Below are 18,942 nucleotides of genomic sequence, written 5' to 3' on the forward strand. Positions count from 1 at the left end.
ACGATCGCTGCGAACCTCGAACATCACAACCCCTGACACGATCAGGCGTTGCAACGATCCCTAGAACCCGAGGCGATAACAAGGGGCCCTTCCTTACACCTCAGCTGGTGGGCTGCTCGGTTTCGGCCACGGGGTCTGCGGCGGGGCCGGCGTTGGCCCGGGAACGGACCACCTCGACCACGTGCGCCACCGCCTCGGCCAGCGGGATCCCGTTGCGCTGCGACCCGTCCCGGTAGCGGAAGGAGACCGAACCCGCCTCCACGTCCGAGTCACCGGCGATCGCCATGAACGGGATCTTCTGCTGCTGGGCGGTACGGATCTTCTTCTGCATCCGGTCGTCGGAGCTGTCCACCTCGGCCCGGATCCCCTCGGCGCGCAGCGCCTCGACGAACTCGGCGAGGTATCCGGTGTGCTCCTCGCGGATCGGGATGCCGACCACCTGCACCGGCGCCAGCCAGGCCGGGAACGCCCCGGCGTAGTGCTCGGTCAGCACTCCGAAGAACCGCTCGATCGAGCCGAAGAGCGCACGGTGGATCATGACGGGCCGCTGGCGGCTGCCGTCGGAGGCCTGGAACTCCAGGCCGAACCGCTCCGGCAGGTTGAAGTCGACCTGAATGGTCGACATCTGCCAGGTCCGGCCGATCGCGTCCTTCGCCTGGACCGAGATCTTCGGGCCGTAGAACGCCGCGCCGCCCGGGTCGGGCACCAGGTCCAGGCCGGACTCCTCGGCGGCCGACCGCAGCGCCTCGGTGGCCCGCTCCCAGTTCTCGTCGGTGCCGACCGACTTCTCCGGGTTACGGGTGGAGAGTTCGAGATAGAAGTCGTCCAGGCCGTAGTCGCGCAGCAGGTCGAGCACGAAGCGCAGCAGCGACTTCAGCTCGCCGGCCATCTGCTCCTGGGTGCAGTAGATGTGGGCGTCGTCCTGGGTCATGCCCCGGACCCGGGTGAGGCCGTGCACCACGCCGGACTTCTCGAACCGGTAGACCGAGCCGAACTCGAACAGGCGCAGCGGCAGCTCGCGGTAGGAGCGACCACGGGCCCGGTAGATCAGGTTGTGGAACGGGCAGTTCATCGGCTTGAGGTAGTAGTCCGCGCCCTCGACCGACATGGGCGGGTACATGCCGTCGGCGTACCACTGGAGGTGGCCGGAGGTCTCGAAGAGGTGCCCCTTGGTGATGTGCGGGGTGTTCACGAACTCGTACCCGGCCCGCTCGTGCTGCTGCCGGGAGTAGTTCTCCAGCTCACGCCGGATGATCCCGCCCTTGGGGTGGAAGACCGCGAGGCCGGAGCCGATCTCGTCGGGGAAGCTGAACAGGTCGAGGTCCGAGCCGAGCTTGCGGTGGTCGCGACGCGCGGCCTCTTCCAGCAGCTTCAGGTACGCCTTGAGCGCGTCCCGGGTCGGCCAGGCGGTCCCGTACACCCGCTGGAGCTGCGGGTTCTTCTCCGAACCGCGCCAGTACGCGGCGGCGGAACGCATCAGCTTGAAGGCGCCGATCAGCCGGGTGTGGGGCAGGTGCGGCCCACGGCAGAGGTCGGACCAGCAGACCTTGTCGGAGTTGACGTCCAGGTTGTCGTAGATGGTGAGGTCACCGGAGCCGACCTCCATCACCTCGCCCGCGTCCAGCCCGGAACCGCCGGACGAGTCGCCGGCCCCCTTGACCTCGATCAACTCCAGCTTGTACGGCTCGTCGGCCAGTTCGGTACGGGCCTCGTCCAGGCTGGCGAAGCGGCGACGGCGGAACCGCTGCCCGCACTTGACGATCTCCTGCATCCGCTTCTCAAGCTTGTCGAGATCCTCCGGCTGGAACGGCTTCTGCACATCGAAGTCGTAGTAGAAGCCGTTCTCGATCGGCGGCCCGATGCCGAGCTTCGCCTCCGGGAAGACGTCCTGGACGGCCTGGGCGAGCACGTGCGCGGTGGAGTGACGCAGCACGTTGAGCCCGTCCGGGGAGTCGAGGCTGACCGGCTCGACCTCGGTGTCGACCTCGGGGGTCCAGTCGAGGTCGCGCAGTTGACCGGTGCCGTCGGAGGCCAGTTCCCGGACGACGACGATCGCCTTGGGGCCGGCTGCGGGCAGGCCTGCCGCGGCTACCGCGTCGGCCGCCGTGGTCCCGGCCGCGACGACGACCGGGTCAGCCACGACGGGGGTACGGGGTGCGGACACGGTTGACTCCTTCAATTAAGACAAAACGGGCAACGCCCTTGGATCGGCTATCCGATGCTATCGGTCCTGGATTTACGCCTCCCAGCGACGCGACCGCGGCGATAGATTGGCGCGGTGGCACCCTCGGACGTAGTCAGCGCACTACAGCGCAGGTACGAGACTTTTTTCGCCGCCCAACCGGCAATGCCGTTTGCGGTGGCGAACGCCGGCGCGCCGGCACACGTATTCGGCACCGGTGACCCGAAGTTCACCATCACCATCAGCGACCCCCGGGGCGCGAAGGCGCTGGCCGGGCTGGACCAGTTCGGGGTCGCCGTCGCGTACCTCCAGGGCTGGCTCGACGTGGAGGGCGACCTCTCCGCGGCGCTACGGATGCGCGCCTTCTTCACCGACTTCCACCCGGTCGCCTGGGTGGGTCGCTTCCTCCCCGCGCTGGTACGGGGCCGCCGGGAGGACGACCGCCGCTCCATCTCCCACCACTACGACGAGGACTCGGCGTTCTTCCTCACCTTCCTCGACCACCGGCACCGGTGCTACACCGAGGGTGTCTTCGCCTCCGACGACGAACCGCTTGAGGACGCGATGACCCGGAAGATGGACCTGGCGCTGGAGGCGATCGGGGTCAGCCCCGGCGATCACGTGCTGGAGGTCGGCGGCGGCTGGGGCGCGTTCTCCGAACACGCCGCCCGGCGTGGGGTGAACGTCACCACCACCACGCTCTCCAAGGAGTCCGAGCGCTACCTGGTCGACCTCTTCGAACGGGAACGGCTACCGGTCGAGGTGGTCCGCGAGCACATCTTCAACTACTCGCCGCACCGGCGCTTCGACGCCATCGTGAACATGGGCGTCACCGAGCACCTGCCCGACTACCGCACCACCCTGCGCAAGTACGCCGAGCTGCTCCGCCCTGGTGGCCGGGTCTACCTGGACGCGCTGGCGATGCGGCGCAAGCACGCCGCCTCCACCTTCCTCAAGCGCTACATCTACCCCGGTGCCTCGGCCCCTCTGCTGCTGCACCAGTACCTCCGTCACGTCGCCCGCTCGCCATTCGAGCTACTCAGCGTCACCGACGACCGGCACAACTACTACCTGACCTGCCGGGAGTGGGCCAACCGGCTGGACGGCGCCCGGGACGAGATCGTGCACAACTGGGGCGAGCCGCTCTACCGCCGTTTCCGACTCTTCCTGTGGGGGTCGGCCGCCGGCTTCGACACCGGACTGGTCCAGGCCTACCGCTGGGTCCTCCGCCTCCCCTGAGGTGTAAGGAAGGGCCCCCTGTTATCGCTTTCGGTAGAGGAAGGGCCCCTTCCTAACCCGCGCGGCGCGGGGGCGGCGGGACCCACGCGGCGCGGGGGCGGCGGGACGGGGGGCGCGGTTCAGGGGAGCCAGGTGGGGAGGGGTTCGCGGGCGGCGATCCAGTCGGCGGGAACCCCACCGGCGCCACCAAGCCCGGCGTACGCCGCGACGACGCCGCCGACGATCGCCGCCGTGGTGTCGACGTCACCACCGGCGTCGACGCAGGCCCGCACCGCCGCCGGGTAGTCGTCCAGGTACCTCGCGGCGACCCAGAGCGTGAACGGAACGGTGTCCTGGGCGCTCACCCGGCTGCCGTTGCCCAGTTCGTCGGCGACCTCAGCGCTCGTACGGTCACCGAGGGTAATCGCCCGTCGGATACCTCGGTGGACCTGTCCGGCACTGTCGAGCGGAGCCGCCGCCGCAGCGAGGAAACGCTCGGGCTCGGGCCGGTCACCGGAGAGCCGGGCCCGGGCGGCCAGCGCGGCGGCGACCGCCACCGCCACCGCTCCGGCGATCCCCTCGGGGTGGGCGTGGGTCACCTCGGCCGACGCTGCGGCCTGCGCCGCCGCCCGCGCCGGGGAGTCGCCGAAGTACGCACCGAGCGGCGCGACCCGCATCGCCGCGCCGTTGCCGTACGACCCCTGCCCGTCGAAGGCCGAGGCTGCGGCGACCGGCCAGGGCGTACCGGCGCGGATCAGTTCGAGTAGTTCGACGGCGCCCGCACCGTACCGTCGGGCGGGGTCGTAGTGGGCGGCGAACGCGGCGGCCAGCTCGTCCCGCTCGATCGCGCCGTGCCGGGCGAGGACGGCCAGGACCGAACAGGCCATCTCGGTGTCGTCGCTCCACTGCCAGAGCGCATCGGACGGGCAGAGTGCATCGGACCGGCTGGGTGCATCGGACCGGCTGGTTCCCCACGGCGCCACGCCGTCGCCGGGCACGAAGTGGCGACCGCCGAGGGCGTCTCCCACCGACAGACCGGCCAGACTGTCCCGAGCCAGGGCGAGCCGGGTGTCATCGACAAGTACGAAGGACATGGTACGGGGAGCATGCCGGCAAAAGGCACGTGGGCGCAACGCGCCGCACTTGCCAGGGGCAGTACGGTCTTCACGTGGCCACGGTGCTCCTGGTCGAGGACGACCACGTCGTACGCGGCGCGATGCTGCGCTCCCTGGCTGACCGCGGGCATGCGGTGCATGCGGTCGGTACGGCTCTCGACGCCCTGCGCCGGGTCGCCGCCGAAACGCCCGACCTGGTGGTGCTCGACCTCGGCCTGCCCGACCTGGACGGCGCGGACGCGCTGCGCATGCTCCGGGGCATCACCGACGTGCCGATCATCATCGCCACCGCCCGGGACGACGAGCAGTCCGTGGTCCGTCTGCTCCGGGCCGGCGCCGACGACTACATGGTCAAACCGTTCACCGGCGCGCACCTGGACGCCCGGATCACCACCGTGCTGCGCCGGGCCGGGCGGGCCAGCCGGACGGTGGCGCCCGCGGTGCACGAGGTCGGCGGGCTGCGGGTGGACGTGGGAGAGCGCAGCGCCCTGCTCGACGGGGTGCCGCTCGCGCTGACACGCAAGGAATTTGACGTGCTGGCTTATCTCGCGGCGCGACCGGGCCGGGTAGTGTCCCGCCGGGAACTGTTGGAGGAGGTATGGCGTCAGCCATCAGTCGGCGAGGATCAGACAATCGACGTACATCTGTACTGGCTTCGTCGCAAACTGGGCGAGTCCGCAGCGAAACCCCGCTACCTGCGCACCGTGCGGGGGGTCGGGTTCCGGTTGGTGGTACCGGACTGAGGTTGGCGCTGGCCTATCTCGGGGCCGGCATGACCTCGATCGTCGCGCTCGCCTTCCTCATCCCGCTCGGCCTGGCCTTGCAGCAGGAGGCGCGGGAGCACGCGCTCGCCGACGCGGGTAGACACGCCGCCGTGGTGGTGGGGGCGTTGGCCGCAGGGGCGGATCCGGCCCGACTCACCCAGGTGATCGATCAGTTCGACAGTGCTTCGGCCGAGCGGCCGGTGGTGCACGGGCTGGAGGCCGGTGGCACCCCCCACGCCAGCGAGGCTGACGTGGACCGGGCCAGGTCCGGTGGTGAGCTGGTCGTCGCCGACGTACCCGGCGGTGTGGTCCGGTTGGAGCCGGTGCAGCTCAACGAGCAGGTCGCGGTGGTCGAGGTCTTCATCCCCGCCGCCGCGCTGCAACCGGGGGCGGCCGGTCGCTGGCTCACGCTGTTCGCCATCGCGGTCGGGCTGGTGGTGGTCTCGGTGATCGTGGTGGACCGGCTCGCGGCCCGTGCGGTCGCCTCCGCCCGTGGCCTGGTCGAGGCGGCGCTCGCGGTGGGTGACGGCGATCTGGAGGTACGGATCGAGCCGAGCGGCCCACGGGAGCTGGCCGAGGCCGGCTACGCCTTCAACCGGATGGCGGACCGGCTCGTGACCTCGCGTACGGACGAACGTGAACTCGTCGCCGACCTCTCCCACCGGCTGCGTACGCCCCTGACGGTGCTGCGGCTCGACGCCGACGCGCTCGACTCCGACGACACCAGCGTCGGCTCGTTCAGCGAGGCGGAACTCGACCGGCGCCGGACGATCCGGCGGATCCGGCAGGCGATCGTCACCCTGGAGGGTGAGATCGACGTGCTGATCAACACCACCCGTAAGACGGTGGCGCAGGAGGCCGCGCCGGGCATGTGCGACGTCAGCGAGGTGGTCCGGGACCGGATGGTCTTCTGGGCGGCGCTCGCCGGGGACCAGAACCGCCCGCACCGGATCAGCGGCGCCCAACTGCGCATTCCCGTACCGGTGCCACGGGCGGAGCTGGCGGCGGCGCTCGACGCGGTGCTCGGCAACGTCTTCCGCTACACCCCGCAGGGGACCGCGTTCGAGGTGGCGGTCTCCCGACGGGACGGTTACATCGCGGTCCGGGTCGACGACGCCGGTCCTGGTATCGCCAACCCTGATCGCGCGCTGCGCCGTGGTGCGAGCGATCGGGGCTCCACCGGGCTGGGGCTGGACATCGCCCGACGGGTGGCGTTGCAGGCGAACGGTTCGGTCAGCATCGACCGGGCCCGGCTCGGCGGAGCCAGCGTGGTGATGCTGCTCGCCGACCCGGAGGCGACGCCGCGTCAGGTGAGCCGGTTCGGGCTGGTCGGGCGGCTGGCTCGGGAACGCGACGGCAAGGGCCGCCGCCAGCCGAAACCCGGCGGTACGGGAAGCTGACCCAGCGGGTTCGGGGTGCTGCGGGCGGGCTGGACCCGCCGCATCGCCGACGGCCCCGCGAGGGTCGGCAAAACCGTTGGACAACGCGCAGGTCCCGTGGCGATGGTGGGCGGCATGCGACAGGACGAGATCTGGAACGCCGACGCCGCACGCCGCTATGACACGCCGGGCACCGGCATGTTCGCGCCCGAGGTGCTGGGGCCGACCGTGGAGCGCCTGGCCGAGTTCGCCGGCGGTGGCGGCGCGCTCGAATTCGCCATCGGAACGGGGCGGGTGGCCGTCCCGCTCGCCGCGCGGGGTGTGCCCGTCACCGGCGTCGAGCTGTCCCAGCCGATGATCGACAAACTGCGGTCGAAGGTGGACGAGGTAACGATCCCGGTGGTCGTCGGTGACATGGCGACCGCCGTCGCCCCGGGCACGTACACGCTGGTCTACCTCGTCTACAACACCATCGCCAACCTGCTCACCCAGGCCGAGCAGGTCGCCTGCTTCCGCAACGCCGCCCGCCATCTGGCACCGGGCGGCCGGTTCGTGATCGAACTATGGGTGCCTGAGCTGCGTAAACTCCCACCCGGCCAGCAGGCCGTGGTCTGGCACTCCGAGCCCGGCTACATCGGCTTGGACACCTATGACGTGCTGCACCAGCACGTGGTGTCGCACCACTTCAGGTTCGACGACGGCACGCAGGCACGGTTGACCCGTACCCCGCACCGCTACATCTGGCCGGCCGAGCTGGATCTGATGGGCCAGTTGGCCGGGTTCGAGCTGGAGTCCAGGCATGCGGACTGGACCGGTTCCGACTTCACCGCCGAGTCGCGTTCCCACGTCTCGGTGTACCGCACCGCGCCGGGACACCAGCCCGGTACGAGGTGACACGCCGGCCGGGGGCACTGTGGTTGGTGCCCGAGCCCGCCGTCCTCCACAGAGGTCCGTGGTCGCTTACACCACTGTGGAGTGCGTCGTCGGCCCACGACTGCGCGTAACAGGCAAGAAATCTTCAAGTTCAGCTTAGGTCTGGATTAATCCTGTGATCGAGACGGATCGCCGATGGCAGGATTAACACCGATCCCATCCAGTTCCGCCGGACTTACCACCAGTTTTCCCCATCCTGGTCCGGCGGAAGTCGTGCGCGCGGCGGGACTCGGTCCCCCACACCCGTCCCGCCGCGCGCGCCAGCCCGAGCAGGAAGGTGGGTACGGCCCCCACCGGCCCTGCCTCACCGGCGACGCTCCGGTGCCGGGCGCCGACCCGCTGGTCGGCGTGCACCGCGAACCGCCCCCGTACGCTGGCCCGGCCCGGCCGCCCGCAGCACCCCGCGCCGGGCCAGCTCCTTCTCCCCAGATTCCGTCTCCGCCCGACAAACCGTTTCGTCCGGAAGACGCGGGGGAATCCGTCGCCCTGTTGCCGACCTGACCAGCCGTCCCCGACCGGGCGACCGCTCCCCCGACCCGGCGGTCCGTCTCCCGACGGGCGCCGGCCCGACCAGCTACCAGCGACCAGAGGCCCACGGCAGCCTCGACGGCCGCCAGCCGAGAAGGTCACCACCATGTCCCCAACGCCCGCGCGCGACCAGGCACAGGAGAGCCTGCTCACGGTCGTGATCGCGTTCGCCGCAAACCTCCTGGTCGCGACCGCCAAGACGGCCGCCGCGTTGGTCACCGGCTCCGCCTCACTGGTGGCCGAAGCCGCCCACTCCTGGGTCGACACCGCCAACCAGGTCTTCCTGCTCGTCGCGGAACGCCGTTCCCAGCGGCCCCGCGACGTCCGTCACCCCCAGGGTTACGGCAAGGAGGCGTACGTCTGGTCCATGATCGCCGCGTTCGGGCTCTTCACCGCCGGAGCCGTGCTCTCCGTGCAGCACGGCATCCAGGAGTTGCTCGCGCCGGAACCCGCCAGCGACTATCCGGTGGCGTACGTCGTACTCGCGGTCTCCGCGGTCATCGAGGGCGTCTCGTTCGTCCGGGCGTACCAGCAGGCCCGCCGGCTCGCCCGGGAGCGCAACACGGGCACGCTCGAACACGTGATCGCGACCTCCAACCCCACCCTGCGTGCCGTCTTCGCCGAGGACTCGGCGGCCATGGTCGGCCTTGTCCTCGCGTTCCTCGGCGTGCTGCTGCACCAGCTGACCGGGTCGCCGCTCTTCGACGCCCTCGGGTCGATCCTGATCGGCGTCATGCTCGGCGTCGTCGCGATCATCCTGATCGACCGCAACCGCCGGTTCCTGGTCGGTCAGAGCATCGACGAGGCGACCCGGCAGTTGATCATCGAGCAACTGCTGCTCCGGCCGGACATCGATCGGGTGACCTACCTCCACATGGAGTACGTGGGCCCGGACCGGCTCTTCGTCGTCGCGGCGGTCGACCTCGCCGGCAACGAACCCGAGGACCGGCTGGCGCTGTGCCTGCGCCGACTCGAACTGGACATAGAGCGCCATCCGAATGTCGCCGAGGCGGTGCTGACGCTTTCCGCACCGGGGGGCGAGGATCCGCGAACGGCGCGGTGACGCGACCCGCCGGGCCGAGCCCGCTGCCCAGCCACAGCGGGCGGGCGACCGGGGTTGTTCAGCCGATCGCCGTGGCCAGGTAACCGTCGATCTCGGCGATGATCCGCGCCTGCTCCGGCGCGGGGAGGAACGAGGCGTTGACCGCGTCGACGGCGAGTGCGGCCACCCCGTCCGGGCCGAGGCCGAGCAGGTTGGCCGCGACCGCGTACTCCTGTTCCAGCGTCGTGCCGAACATCGGCGGATCGTCCGAGTTGATGCTGACCAGCACCCCGGCGTCGACCAGGGTGGGCAGCGGGTGCTCGTCGATGCTCCGGACGGCGCGGGTGCGCAGGTTCGAGGTCGGGCAGACCTCCAGCGGGATCCGCCGCTCGGCCAGGTGTTCCATCAGTCGGGGGTCCTGGGCGGCGGAGATGCCGTGCCCGATCCGTTCCGCGCCGAGTTCGCGCAGTGCGTCCCAGATGGTCTCCGGGCCGGTGGTCTCCCCGGCGTGCGGGACGGACCGCAACCCGGCCGCGCGGGCCTGGTCGAAGTAGGGCTTGAACTGGGGCCGGGGGACGCCGATCTCCGGTCCGCCGAGACCGAAGCTGACCAGGCCGTCGGGGCGCTCGTCGAGCGCGATCCGGAGCGTCTGCTCGGCGGCCGGGAGCCCCGCCTCACCGGGGATGTCGAAGCACCAGCGCAGCTCGATACCGAGTTCGGCCGCCGCCGCCTTCCGGGCGTCCTCGATCGCCTCGCAGAACGCCGGCGCGGGGATGCCGCGCCGCACGTGCGAGTACGGGGTGACGGTCAGTTCGGCGTACCGGACCTCCTGTCGGGCGAGTTCGCGGGCCACCTCGTAGGTGAGGATCCGGACGTCGTCGGGGTCGCGGATCAGGTCGACGACGCTCAGGTAGACCTCGATGAAGTGGGCGAAGTCGCGGAAGGCGAAGTAGTCCGCGAGGGCGGCCGGGTCGGCCGGCACCGGGGTACGCCCCTCGTGCCGGGCGGCCAGTTCGGCCACGATCCGAGGGGAGGCGGAACCGACGTGGTGTACGTGCAGTTCCACCTTGGGCAGTCCGGCGATGAAGGCCGACAGATCGGTCACGGGTTCTCCCTAACTGCGGGTCGCTGATCCGCCACGGCACGGGCACCGGTCTGGGCGACGAAGAAGTGGCGGCGGAACGGGAAGTACACCAGACCGTCCCGGACCGGGTACGCCTCGGCGAGCCGGCGGCCGAGCGTGGCCCGGAAGTCGGCCCAGGCCGGGGTGTCGCCGCCCAGGCTCGCCCGGATCGGGCGCAGCGCGGTCCCCTCCATCCAGGTCAGCACTGGATGGTCGGCGGCGCGGTCGGCCGGGAGCAGGTGCACGTAGGTAGTTTCCCAGGCGTCCACCGCGCAGCCGGCGCCGGTCAGCAGGGTGGCGTAACCGACCGGGTCGGCGACGGGCGCCGACCGGAGCAGCGGCTCGATCGGCTCACGCCATCGGGGGTCCTCGGCGACGGCGCGCAGGGCACGATGCGAGGCGGCGTCGAAGTTTCCCGGCACCTGGACCGCGAGCCACGCCCCGGCGGACAACTGGGCGGCCCAGCGGACCAGCAACTCCTCGTGTCCGGGCACCCACTGGAGTACGGCGTTGGAGACGACCACGTCGACGGTCGGGTCCGGGGCCCAGTCGCGTACGTCGCCGACGGCGAACTCGATCCCGGATCCCAGTCCGACCGCCTTGGCGATCATCTCGGGGGAGGAGTCGAGTCCGGTGACCCGTGCCTGTGGCCAGCGCTGCGCCAGGGTCGTGGTGAGGTTGCCCGGCCCGCAGCCGAGATCGACCACGGTTCGCGCCGTGGTGGCGGGGACTCGGGCGAGCAGGTCATGGAAGGGGCGGGCGCGTTCGTCCCGGTAGCGCAGGTATCTGCTCGGATCCCACATGGCAATCTCCAAACCGTACGTACGTTTTTTTAGCATAGGGGCACCACGGCCCGCCCCGCCAGCCGAGAGGACTAGGCTCCTCCTGTGGAAAAGCGAAGCTTCCCCCGATTGGGGCGTGAGGTCGGTGTGGTCGGGCTCGGCGCCTGGCAACTCGGCGCCGACTGGGGCAACGTCAGCGAGGACGAGGCCCTCGAAATCCTCACCACGGCGGTGGAAGGCGGGGTCACCTTCCTCGACACCGCAGACGTGTACGGCGACGGGCGCAGCGAGCAGCTCATCGGCCGCTTCCTGCGGGAGCGTCCGAACGCCGGGCTGACCGTGGCGACCAAGATGGGCCGTCGGGTGCCGCAGACCCCCGAGGCGTACACGCTGGACAACTTCCGGGCCTGGAACGACCGGTCCCGGACCAACCTCGGAGTGGACCGGCTCGACCTGGTCCAGCTCCACTGCCCGCCCACCGCCGTCTTCTCCACCGACGCCGTCTACGACGCCCTCGACACCCTGGTCGAGGAGAAGCGGATCAGCGCGTACGGGGTCAGCGTGGAGACCTGCGACGAGGCACTGGCCGCGATCGCCCGCCCCGGCGTGGCGAGCGTCCAGATCATCCTCAACGCGTTCCGGCTCAAGCCCCTGGAGCAGGTGCTGCCGGCGGCCGAGGCAGCCGGGGTCGGCATCATCGCCCGGGTCCCGCTCGCCAGTGGCCTGCTCTCCGGCAAGTACGACGAGCGGACCACGTTCGGTGCCGACGACCACCGCAACTACAACCGGCAGGGGCAGGCGTTCGACGTCGGGGAGACCTTCTCCGGAGTGGACTTCAGCATCGGTCTGGAGGCCGTACGGCGCCTGGCACCGCTGGTCCCCGTCGGCGCGACGATGGCCCAGTTCGCACTCCGCTGGGTGATCGACCAGCAGGGCGTCACCGTGGTCATCCCCGGCGCCCGGAACCCCGCGCAGGCTCTCGGCAACATCGAGGCGAACGACCTGGCACCGCTGCCGGCCGAGACGCTGGCCGCGGTGAACGCGGTCTACGACGACCTGATCCGGCCCCAGGTGCACGACCGTTGGTGACCCGTTGACGCATCGAGCCCCGCAACCATCGCTGGCTGCGGGGCTCGACGTCGATCCGGTGATGGATCAATTACTAGGCCGGCGGCGGCCGACCGTCACTGAGTCAGATGGGGCGGACCTGCTCAGCCTGCGGGCCCTTCTGGCCCTGAGCGATCTCGAACTCCACCCGCTGGTTCTCCTCCAGCGTGCGGTAGCCGCTGGACTGGATCGCCGAGAAGTGGACGAACACGTCAGCACCCCCGCCGTCGACGGTGATGAAGCCGAAGCCCTTGTCTGCGTTGAACCACTTCACGGTTCCCTGCGCCATGTGTATCTCCTTCTAAACTGGCGGCCGAGCACGCCGTGCGGCCGGTTGGCCGTTTTCGAGCAGCGGCGCCTGAGGCGGCCCCCACGAAGGGAGACTTCTCAACCCCGCTGTCTCTAACAGCGGGGAACAGCAAACCACGTACGCAAAAACTTCGCACAGCCTACCCGACGAAATTCTCCGACATGTGACCTGAACGGCCGCTACTTCTTCGGCGAAACCATCGATGGCGGGCAGCGCTCCGGCCACTACGGTTACCAGCGGTGGCGGACATTTCGGGGGCCGACACCCAGAGCGATCCGCGCTGTACCTAACGGACAGTCGCGGCGGGCGCACCGGTCACTGCGGCCAGGAACCGGTGAGCCGCCGTACGCCGATCGCACCGCCCCGGTCGACGGCGGCGCGGACCACCGCGAAGATCGCCCCCTGCAACGCCGCGGCGGCCAGGATCTCGACCCAGCCGCGCTCCTCGTCGGTCGCGTCCGGCGCCTCGCCGTCGCCCGCCGTCACCTTCCAGACCTGCCGGAACAGCGCCCCGGCGAGGACACCCGCGCCCATGCCGAGCAGAATGCCGACCGGACGGTACGCGGCGCGACCGATTGCCCTGCTCATCGTTGCCTCCGCCGCATCACCAGCACCACGATCGCAGCCGCCACCGCAGCCGCGGCGAGTACGCCGGCACCCCACGGCACCGGCCTGCGCCGGACCGCCTGGTTCGCCTCCGACACCGACGAGCGGACCTCACCGATCCGCTCCTCCGCCTGCGTGCGCACCGATCCGGTGACGTTGGCGGCCTGCCCCCGCAGACGACCGGTGACCTGGCTGGCGGAACCCTTGATGCGGGCCTTCACATCCGCCTTGGCAGCGAGCGCCTGGACCGTCTCGGCCAACTCCGCCCTGGTCTGCCGGATATCCTCCCGCAACGCTTCGTGATCGCCTCTGCCATTACTCAACGTCATGGCTGTCCCCTGTCCTTCACCGCCGCGGCAACCGTGTCGACATCAGCCCGCACGCTCCGGACCGCAGCGGTCGGAACCGGCGGCACCGCCCGGGTGACCTGTCGCTTGCCGATCAGGGCGAGCAGCCCGGCACCGAGGAAGAGCGCGCCGGCGATGACCAGGGCCGCCGCCCAGGCCGGCAGGACCACGTCCAGGGCCAGGATCGCCGTGACCACCAGTGCCCCGAGCCCGTAAAAGGCCAGTGCGCCGCCACCGCCGAAGAGGCCCACGCCGATGCCGGCGTGCTTGCCCTTCTGGGTGAGTTCGGCGCGGGCCAACGTCAGCTCGTCGCGGACCAGCCTCGACACCTGCTCGGTCGCACGCTGCACCAACTCGGCCACCGACTGATCGGCCACCGGTCGGGTTACCTTGCCGTCGCGCAGGTCGGCCATGGTGTCCTCCTATCCGCGTGCTCGACCTGTATGCCCCGACTTACCCATGGTCAATCCTCCGCCCACAAACTTTTCCCCCCACCCCCGACCAGGGGTGAAGGAAGGGCCCCTTGTTATCGCATTCGGTAGAGGAAGGGGCCCTTCCTAACCCTTGAGGGGGCCGACGTCACCCTTGAGGGAGCCGAGGTCGGCACCGTTGACGTGGCCGGCGGGAGGGCCGGGGTCGACGGGTTCGTCGGGGCCGACGAAGGTGCTGCTGCGCGCGTCGCCGTCGTCGCTGCCCCCGAAGACACGGGCGTCGTCCGGTGCCTCGGCCGCAGGGGTCGGCCTGCCCCGGCCGGTCGTCGGCACGCCCTGCCAGGCGAACCCGCCGCTGGCGCCGCCGACCTCGGCCCGGGTACGGGGCAGGGCGATCGGACGCTGGTCCCTGATCCAGGCGACCAGGTGCTCGCGGACCAGACAGCGCAGGTCCCAGAGGCTCGGCGCGTCTGCGGCGCTGACCAGCGCCCGTACCCGGACCAGACCGCCCACCGCGTCGGTGACCTGGAGTACGCAGACCCGCCCGTCCCACAGGTCCGTACCCTCGACCAGCCGGCGCAGCTCCTCGCGCATGAGCTGGACCGGTACCGACCAGTCCACGTCGAACTCCGCCGTCCCGAGCACCGCCGCCCTGGTCCGGGTCCAGTTCTGGAACGGCTTGCTGGTGAAGTAGGAGGTGGGCAGGATCAGCCGCCGGTCGTCCCAGATCTGGACCACCACGTAGCTGAGGGTCAGCTCCTCGATCCGTCCCCACTCCCCCTCGACCACCACCACGTCGTCGAGGCGCACCGCGTCGCTGAAGGCGAGCTGGATGCCGGCGAAGACGTTGCCGAGCACGGTCTGCGCGGCAAGCGCCGCGACCACACCGATCACACCGGCCGAGGCGAGCACGCTGGCGCCGACACCGCGCACGCTGGGGAAGGTCATCAGCGTGGCGCCGAGGGCGAGTACGACGATCACCGCGATGGTGACCCGACGCAGCATCACCACCTGGGTCTTGATCCGCCGGGCCTGCCGGTTGTCCGGTACGTCGGTCCGGAACCGGGCCAGCGCGGTGTCCTCGGCGGCGAGGAGTACCGCACCCACCAGCCAGGCGGCGCCGGCGATCGTACCGAGGACCAGCACGTGCAGTAGCACCTGCCGCCACTGCGCGTCCTGCGCGTAACCGGTGCTGGCGCGAAGCCCGACCTGCACGGCGAAGACGGTCCCGGCGACCTGGAAGGGCCGGTGCCCGTGCTCGGCCAGTTCGATCAGGAGCAGTGACCGACGGCCCAGCCAGTGCATGACGCGGTAGAGCACCTCGGCCACGAGGAGGGCGATCGCCGCGGCACCCAGGGCGGTGGCGATCGTCTCGGCGTATTCCGGCACAACTGTCTCCCCTGGGCCTGACCGGGGTCCCGCGTACAGGCGACCGGTGTTCCGCGTGGGTCGGCGGTCAGGCGCCGACCCACGGGGGAACACCGGTCAGGTGGTACGGATCCCAAGGTCACATGCGGTAGATAGCGAGATTGCGCAAATTAGCCAGTTCTATCCCGCTTAAACCTTGCGGTACCGGGCCTGTACGAAACAGAAGGCACCGAACGCGGCGATGCCGAGCGCGACCAGGGAGAGCAGCAGGGTGCCGTACGACTGCTCGCGCAGGGTGTGCAGCGCGGCGTCCAACCCCCGAGCCCGGTCCGGGTCGTACGTCACGGCGGCGGTCAGGAGCAGCAGCCCGGCGATGCCGTACGCGACGCCCTTGGCGCTGTAGCCGGCGACGCCCAGCCGGCGGCTGAGGGTCCGGGTCCTCGGGCTCATCTCGCCGGTCATCAGGTGCTTCTCGAACCGCTTCTTGACGCCGTAGACAACCAGCCCGACGCCGAGGGCGGTGAGCGCGAGCCCGGCCAACCCGACCAGCCAACGCCCGCCCGAGGAGGCCATCAGCTCCTCGGTGAGCGCCTGCTGCTTGTCCGCGCTGGAGGAGTTGGCGTGGCTGAACACCTGGTACGCGGTCCACGCGAAGTAGAGGTAGACGAGGGTACGGCCGGCGGAGGCGAGCCGTTCGAAGATCCGCTCGCGGCCCTGGTCCTCGGTGTGCCCGATGGCGGCCTCGAACGCCTGCCAGATCGCCATCGCCAGCAGGCCGATCCCGATCGCGATCACGAGGAACCCGCCGAGGGGCTGTTCGGCCAGGGTACGCAGGGCGCCGGACTGGTCACCGTCGTCGGCGGCCGTACCGAAGGCGATCTGGAGCGCCAGCCAGGCGAAGAGGAGGTGGACGACCCCGTAGCCGACGAATCCGGCCCGGGCCAGGGCGGCGAGGGCGGGGCTGTTCGCGGCGCGGGACGCGGCTCGGGAGGCGGTGGCTTCGACACCACGGGTCATCGACATGGCCGTGTCATTGACCGGCCGCCATGATTTCCAAACGTCGCCGGACACCGGTCAGGAAGGCCGGACAGCGGTCAGGTGGCGGCCGGGGTGACCCCGACCGCCACCGCACGCCTAGCGGGACGTGCCGGGTCGGATCAGCGGCCGATCCGAACCACGACCTCACTGTCGGTGACGCTCTGCAGAGTCACCGCCATGCCACCGACCTCGGTGGCCTGCTGCCCCGTGGTGAGGGTGAGCTGTTCCCCGGCGACCTCGATGGTCACCTGCTCGCCCTCGGCCTTGACCAGCCTGGCGTTCACGCCGAAGATCGAGGCGTTCGCCTCGACCCCCTGCTTGAAGGTGACCGTGCACTGGTCGATCCCACAGTCGGTGTCGGCACCATCGGAACTACAGCCGGCGAGCAGCGCGGCACCGAGTGCGAGACCGGCGGCGAGACCGGCGATGCGTCGGACATTCGTCATTCTGGGATACCTGCGGGGGATATTCACCCCAACAAGAGTACGAGAGCGATGCGACGAAGCTCATTCCCCGTCGTGATCTCCGACCGGTTATCGTGCCGAACATGCCGTACGACATCGCCCGGGTCCGGGCCGCCTACCCCGCTCTCGCTGAGGGCTTCCTGCACTTCGACGGGGCCGGAGGCAGCCAGGTCGCGGCCGGGGTCGCCGACGCGGTGGCGGAGACGATGCGGACCGCGGTGGCGAACCGGAGCACCGCCTTCGTACCCGGGCAGCGGGCGTACCAACTGGTCGCGCAGGCGCGGGAGGCCATTGCCGACCTGGTCGGCGGGGTGCCCGAGGGCGTGGTCTTCGGGCCGAGCGCGACCGCGTTGACGTACACCGTGGCGCGGGCGGTGGCACGGACCTGGCGTCCCGGCGACGAGGTGGTGCTCTCCCAGCTCGACCACGACGCGAACGTCCGCCCCTGGGTGCAGTCGGCCGAAGCGGCTGGCGCGACGGTGCGCTGGGCGCGGTTCGACCCGGACAGCGGCGAACTTCCGACCGACCAGTACACGGACCTGGTCACCGAGCGGACCCGACTGGTCGCGGTGACCGGGGGCAGCAACGCGCTCGGCACGATCCCGGACGTTCCGGCGATCGCCAAGCTGGCACACGCGGCCGGTGCCCTGGTCTACGTCGACGGGGTTCATGCTGCCCCGCACGCCCCGACCGACCTGGCCGAACTCGGCGCCGACTTCTTCGTGACCAGCGCCTACAAGTGGTCCGGCCCGCACCTGGCCTCGGTCGTCGCGGCGCCGGAGGTCTGGGAGCCGCTGCGTCCGGCGAAGCTGATCCCGTCGCCGGACGGGGTGCCGGACCGGTTCGAGGCGGGCACGCCGAGCTTCGCGATGCTCGCCGGGGTCCGGGCCGCGGTCGACCACCTGGCCGACCTGGGTCGCCTGGCCGGCCTGCCGGACGCCTCGGCCGGTGACCGCCGGTCCCGGTTGCTGACCAGCCTGAGCGCGGTGCGGACGTACGAGGAGTCGGTCTTCGACCGGCTGCTGACCGGACTCGCCGCGCTGGACTCGGTGACCGTCCTTGGTTCGCCCCGGCACCGCTGGCCGACGGTCTCGTTCCGGGTCGCCGGCCAGGCGCCGGCCGAGACGGCGGCGGCCCTCGGCGCGCTGGGCATCTGCGTCTCCGCCGGTGACTACTACGCGTACGAGTATTTCCAGGCGATGGGGCTGCGCGAGTCCGGTGGCGCGGTCCGGGTCAGCGTCTACCACTACAACACGGTCGACGAGGTCGACCGGCTGCTGCACGAGTTGGAGCGGCTGGGCACGCACGGCTGAGCCGACGCCACCGGGGCGGGGTGCCCGGACGCCACCGGCACCGGGCCCGACCGGTTCGGCGCCGGTCAGGCCGGGGACTCCGTTCAGACCGCGTGTTCCGGGGCGGGCAGTTCGGTGAAAGGGAACCGCAGCCGGAAGTCCGGCCAGGGCACGGTGAGACGAATCCGCTCGTCCCGGTCGCGCCAGTCCAGACCGAGGTCGGCGATCTCGCCGAGGTCGCCGAGGGCCTGGCGGGTCTGCTCCACCGACAGCCCCGCCTGCGCGGCCAGTCCGGTGACGCTGGTGCCGACCACCCGGCGCCGCCAACGCCGCCGGGTGCGCTGCGCGAGCTGACGGACCGCGATGGCGAGGAGCACCGCTCGGTCGTCGCGCTGCGCGCGGGCTTCGAGTTCGCGCTCCTCGAAGGAGAGCGGGAGCACGTCGAGCGGATCCCGTTCGAGCCGTGGGCGGATCCACGGGTCGTCGGCGCCGCCGTGGTGGTCCAACTCGAACAGGCCGAACCCGGACAGGCAGGGCAGCAGTTCTTCAACGGTGTGCGGCATCGGCAGGTCTTGACGGCGGCACATCTCGCCGAAGAGTTCGATTCGGGCGCCGCGTACCTCGACCATCCAGTCGTAGTGCTCACGGGCGTGCCGCTCGGCGTGGGCGGCATCCCGACGTGGGTGGCGCTGCCGGGAGCGGGCCACCCAGTCCTCCACGTCGCCGGGATCGCACCAGAGCGCGTCGTCCCAGGGCACGAGGTCGCTCCAGGCCGAACGGCGGAAAGGCACCGAGGCGGGCACAACGGTCAGGTAGACAAAGGAGCAGGGGAGCCAGCGGATCCAGGACGGCATCAGCGCGGCCCGCTGCCAGCGGGGGGTCACCGGACGGAGAATACCGCGACTCGACGTGA

General features: G+C 70.7%; 18 protein-coding genes and 1 pseudogene. 7 read left to right on the forward strand and 12 right to left on the reverse strand.

Annotated features, from left to right (window positions below; translation table 11 throughout):
• Positions 1-100 precede the first annotated feature (100 nt).
• Positions 101-2,164 (reverse strand): threonine--tRNA ligase, encoded by a 2,064-nt coding sequence (thrS, locus tag ACIBF5_RS22435; RefSeq protein WP_396814619.1) that lies wholly within the window; start codon positions 2,162-2,164, stop codon positions 101-103.
• 114 nt (positions 2,165-2,278) lie between these two features.
• Here thrS and ACIBF5_RS22440 point away from each other — a divergent pair, with 114 nt between their 5' ends.
• A complete protein-coding gene (locus ACIBF5_RS22440; protein WP_396814621.1) occupies positions 2,279-3,421 on the forward strand; it encodes a class I SAM-dependent methyltransferase in 1,143 nt (380 codons plus the stop codon).
• A 119-nt stretch (positions 3,422-3,540) separates the two neighbouring features.
• On the opposite strand, the gene ACIBF5_RS22445 is transcribed toward ACIBF5_RS22440, so the two are convergent.
• Positions 3,541-4,494, reverse strand: coding sequence for an ADP-ribosylglycohydrolase family protein (locus tag ACIBF5_RS22445; RefSeq protein WP_396814623.1), 954 nt, complete (start codon positions 4,492-4,494; stop codon positions 3,541-3,543).
• Between the two features lie 74 nt (positions 4,495-4,568).
• On the opposite strand from ACIBF5_RS22445, the gene ACIBF5_RS22450 reads away from it, so the two are divergent.
• The 4 genes from ACIBF5_RS22450 to ACIBF5_RS22465 all read left to right on the forward strand — a co-directional run bounded on the left by ACIBF5_RS22450 (position 4,569) and on the right by ACIBF5_RS22465 (position 9,182).
• The gene (locus ACIBF5_RS22450; RefSeq protein WP_121159681.1) at positions 4,569-5,258 is read left to right on the forward strand and encodes a response regulator transcription factor; all 690 of its coding nucleotides are present in this window, start codon (positions 4,569-4,571) and stop codon (positions 5,256-5,258) included.
• A 29-nt stretch (positions 5,259-5,287) separates the two neighbouring features.
• Positions 5,288-6,679 carry an ATP-binding protein gene (locus ACIBF5_RS22455; RefSeq protein ID WP_396814913.1) on the forward strand — a complete coding sequence of 464 codons (1,392 nt, stop codon included), beginning with the start codon at positions 5,288-5,290 and terminating at the stop codon, positions 6,677-6,679.
• Between the two features lie 114 nt (positions 6,680-6,793).
• Complete coding sequence (locus tag ACIBF5_RS22460; RefSeq protein WP_396814625.1) at positions 6,794-7,552, forward strand: class I SAM-dependent methyltransferase; 759 nt, start codon at positions 6,794-6,796, stop codon at positions 7,550-7,552.
• A 673-nt stretch (positions 7,553-8,225) separates the two neighbouring features.
• On the forward strand, positions 8,226-9,182 hold the full coding sequence (locus ACIBF5_RS22465; protein WP_396814627.1) for a cation diffusion facilitator family transporter: 957 nt from the start codon (positions 8,226-8,228) through the stop codon (positions 9,180-9,182).
• Positions 9,183-9,240: 58 nt separating this feature from the next.
• On the opposite strand, the gene ACIBF5_RS22470 is transcribed toward ACIBF5_RS22465, so the two are convergent.
• Positions 9,241-10,266, reverse strand: coding sequence for an adenosine deaminase (locus ACIBF5_RS22470; protein ID WP_396814629.1), 1,026 nt, complete (start codon positions 10,264-10,266; stop codon positions 9,241-9,243).
• Positions 10,263-11,087 carry a trans-aconitate 2-methyltransferase gene (locus ACIBF5_RS22475; protein WP_396814915.1) on the reverse strand — a complete coding sequence of 275 codons (825 nt, stop codon included), beginning with the start codon at positions 11,085-11,087 and terminating at the stop codon, positions 10,263-10,265. Before ACIBF5_RS22475 ends, ACIBF5_RS22470 begins: the two co-directional genes overlap by 4 nt.
• An 84-nt stretch (positions 11,088-11,171) precedes the next feature.
• On the opposite strand from ACIBF5_RS22475, the gene ACIBF5_RS22480 reads away from it, so the two are divergent.
• The gene (locus tag ACIBF5_RS22480; protein ID WP_396814631.1) at positions 11,172-12,155 is read left to right on the forward strand and encodes an aldo/keto reductase; all 984 of its coding nucleotides are present in this window, start codon (positions 11,172-11,174) and stop codon (positions 12,153-12,155) included.
• Positions 12,156-12,258: 103 nt separating this feature from the next.
• On the opposite strand, the gene ACIBF5_RS22485 is transcribed toward ACIBF5_RS22480, so the two are convergent.
• The 7 genes and pseudogenes from ACIBF5_RS22485 to ACIBF5_RS22515 form a co-directional block, all read right to left on the reverse strand.
• Positions 12,259-12,462, reverse strand: a complete 204-nt coding sequence (locus ACIBF5_RS22485; RefSeq protein ID WP_091424054.1) for a cold-shock protein — start codon at positions 12,460-12,462, stop codon at positions 12,259-12,261.
• A gap of 336 nt (positions 12,463-12,798) precedes the next feature.
• The gene (locus ACIBF5_RS22490; RefSeq protein WP_396814633.1) at positions 12,799-13,071 is read right to left on the reverse strand and encodes a DUF4235 domain-containing protein; all 273 of its coding nucleotides are present in this window, start codon (positions 13,069-13,071) and stop codon (positions 12,799-12,801) included.
• On the reverse strand, positions 13,068-13,418 hold the full coding sequence (locus ACIBF5_RS22495) for a DUF3618 domain-containing protein (RefSeq protein ID WP_396814635.1): 351 nt from the start codon (positions 13,416-13,418) through the stop codon (positions 13,068-13,070). Before ACIBF5_RS22495 ends, ACIBF5_RS22490 begins: the two co-directional genes overlap by 4 nt.
• Positions 13,415-13,849, reverse strand: coding sequence for a phage holin family protein (locus ACIBF5_RS22500; RefSeq protein ID WP_396814637.1), 435 nt, complete (start codon positions 13,847-13,849; stop codon positions 13,415-13,417). The genes ACIBF5_RS22495 and ACIBF5_RS22500 overlap by 4 nt, the downstream gene beginning before the upstream one ends.
• A 222-nt stretch (positions 13,850-14,071) precedes the next feature.
• Positions 14,072-15,256, reverse strand: a pseudogene (locus tag ACIBF5_RS22505) (mechanosensitive ion channel family protein); the annotation flags it as partial.
• Positions 15,257-15,424: 168 nt separating this feature from the next.
• The gene (locus tag ACIBF5_RS22510) at positions 15,425-16,258 is read right to left on the reverse strand and encodes a DUF1206 domain-containing protein (protein ID WP_396814639.1); all 834 of its coding nucleotides are present in this window, start codon (positions 16,256-16,258) and stop codon (positions 15,425-15,427) included.
• 134 nt (positions 16,259-16,392) lie between these two features.
• The gene (locus ACIBF5_RS22515) at positions 16,393-16,719 is read right to left on the reverse strand and encodes a hypothetical protein (RefSeq protein ID WP_396814641.1); all 327 of its coding nucleotides are present in this window, start codon (positions 16,717-16,719) and stop codon (positions 16,393-16,395) included.
• A gap of 101 nt (positions 16,720-16,820) precedes the next feature.
• Here ACIBF5_RS22515 and ACIBF5_RS22520 point away from each other — a divergent pair, with 101 nt between their 5' ends.
• Positions 16,821-18,050: a cysteine desulfurase-like protein gene (locus ACIBF5_RS22520; protein WP_396814643.1), complete on the forward strand. Its 1,230-nt coding sequence runs from the start codon at positions 16,821-16,823 to the stop codon at positions 18,048-18,050.
• Between the two features lie 83 nt (positions 18,051-18,133).
• On the opposite strand, the gene ACIBF5_RS22525 is transcribed toward ACIBF5_RS22520, so the two are convergent.
• A complete protein-coding gene (locus ACIBF5_RS22525) occupies positions 18,134-18,913 on the reverse strand; it encodes a hypothetical protein (protein ID WP_396814645.1) in 780 nt (259 codons plus the stop codon).
• Between the last annotated feature and the right edge of the window lie 29 nt (positions 18,914-18,942).

Source organism: Micromonospora sp. NPDC050417 (genome assembly GCF_044458865.1).
Lineage (GTDB): Bacteria > Actinomycetota > Actinomycetes > Mycobacteriales > Micromonosporaceae > Micromonospora_G.

What these genes read in the sequence shown, in the direction of transcription:
- ACIBF5_RS22485 (WP_091424054.1), bottom strand. Translation starts at nt 12,462, where the DNA reads ATGGCGCAGGGAACCGTGAAGTGGTTCAACGCAGACAAGGGCTTCGGC.
- ACIBF5_RS22500 (WP_396814637.1), bottom strand. Translation starts at nt 13,849, where the DNA reads ATGGCCGACCTGCGCGACGGCAAGGTAACCCGACCGGTGGCCGATCAG.
- ACIBF5_RS22455 (WP_396814913.1), top strand. Translation starts at nt 5,288, where the DNA reads ATGACCTCGATCGTCGCGCTCGCCTTCCTCATCCCGCTCGGCCTGGCC.
- ACIBF5_RS22465 (WP_396814627.1), top strand. Translation starts at nt 8,226, where the DNA reads ATGTCCCCAACGCCCGCGCGCGACCAGGCACAGGAGAGCCTGCTCACG.
- ACIBF5_RS22495 (WP_396814635.1), bottom strand. Translation starts at nt 13,418, where the DNA reads ATGACGTTGAGTAATGGCAGAGGCGATCACGAAGCGTTGCGGGAGGAT.
- ACIBF5_RS22475 (WP_396814915.1), bottom strand. Translation starts at nt 11,087, where the DNA reads ATGTGGGATCCGAGCAGATACCTGCGCTACCGGGACGAACGCGCCCGC.
- ACIBF5_RS22515 (WP_396814641.1), bottom strand. Translation starts at nt 16,719, where the DNA reads ATGACGAATGTCCGACGCATCGCCGGTCTCGCCGCCGGTCTCGCACTC.
- ACIBF5_RS22460 (WP_396814625.1), top strand. Translation starts at nt 6,794, where the DNA reads ATGCGACAGGACGAGATCTGGAACGCCGACGCCGCACGCCGCTATGAC.
- ACIBF5_RS22510 (WP_396814639.1), bottom strand. Translation starts at nt 16,258, where the DNA reads ATGTCGATGACCCGTGGTGTCGAAGCCACCGCCTCCCGAGCCGCGTCC.
- ACIBF5_RS22520 (WP_396814643.1), top strand. Translation starts at nt 16,821, where the DNA reads ATGCCGTACGACATCGCCCGGGTCCGGGCCGCCTACCCCGCTCTCGCT.
- ACIBF5_RS22445 (WP_396814623.1), bottom strand. Translation starts at nt 4,494, where the DNA reads ATGTCCTTCGTACTTGTCGATGACACCCGGCTCGCCCTGGCTCGGGAC.
- ACIBF5_RS22490 (WP_396814633.1), bottom strand. Translation starts at nt 13,071, where the DNA reads ATGAGCAGGGCAATCGGTCGCGCCGCGTACCGTCCGGTCGGCATTCTG.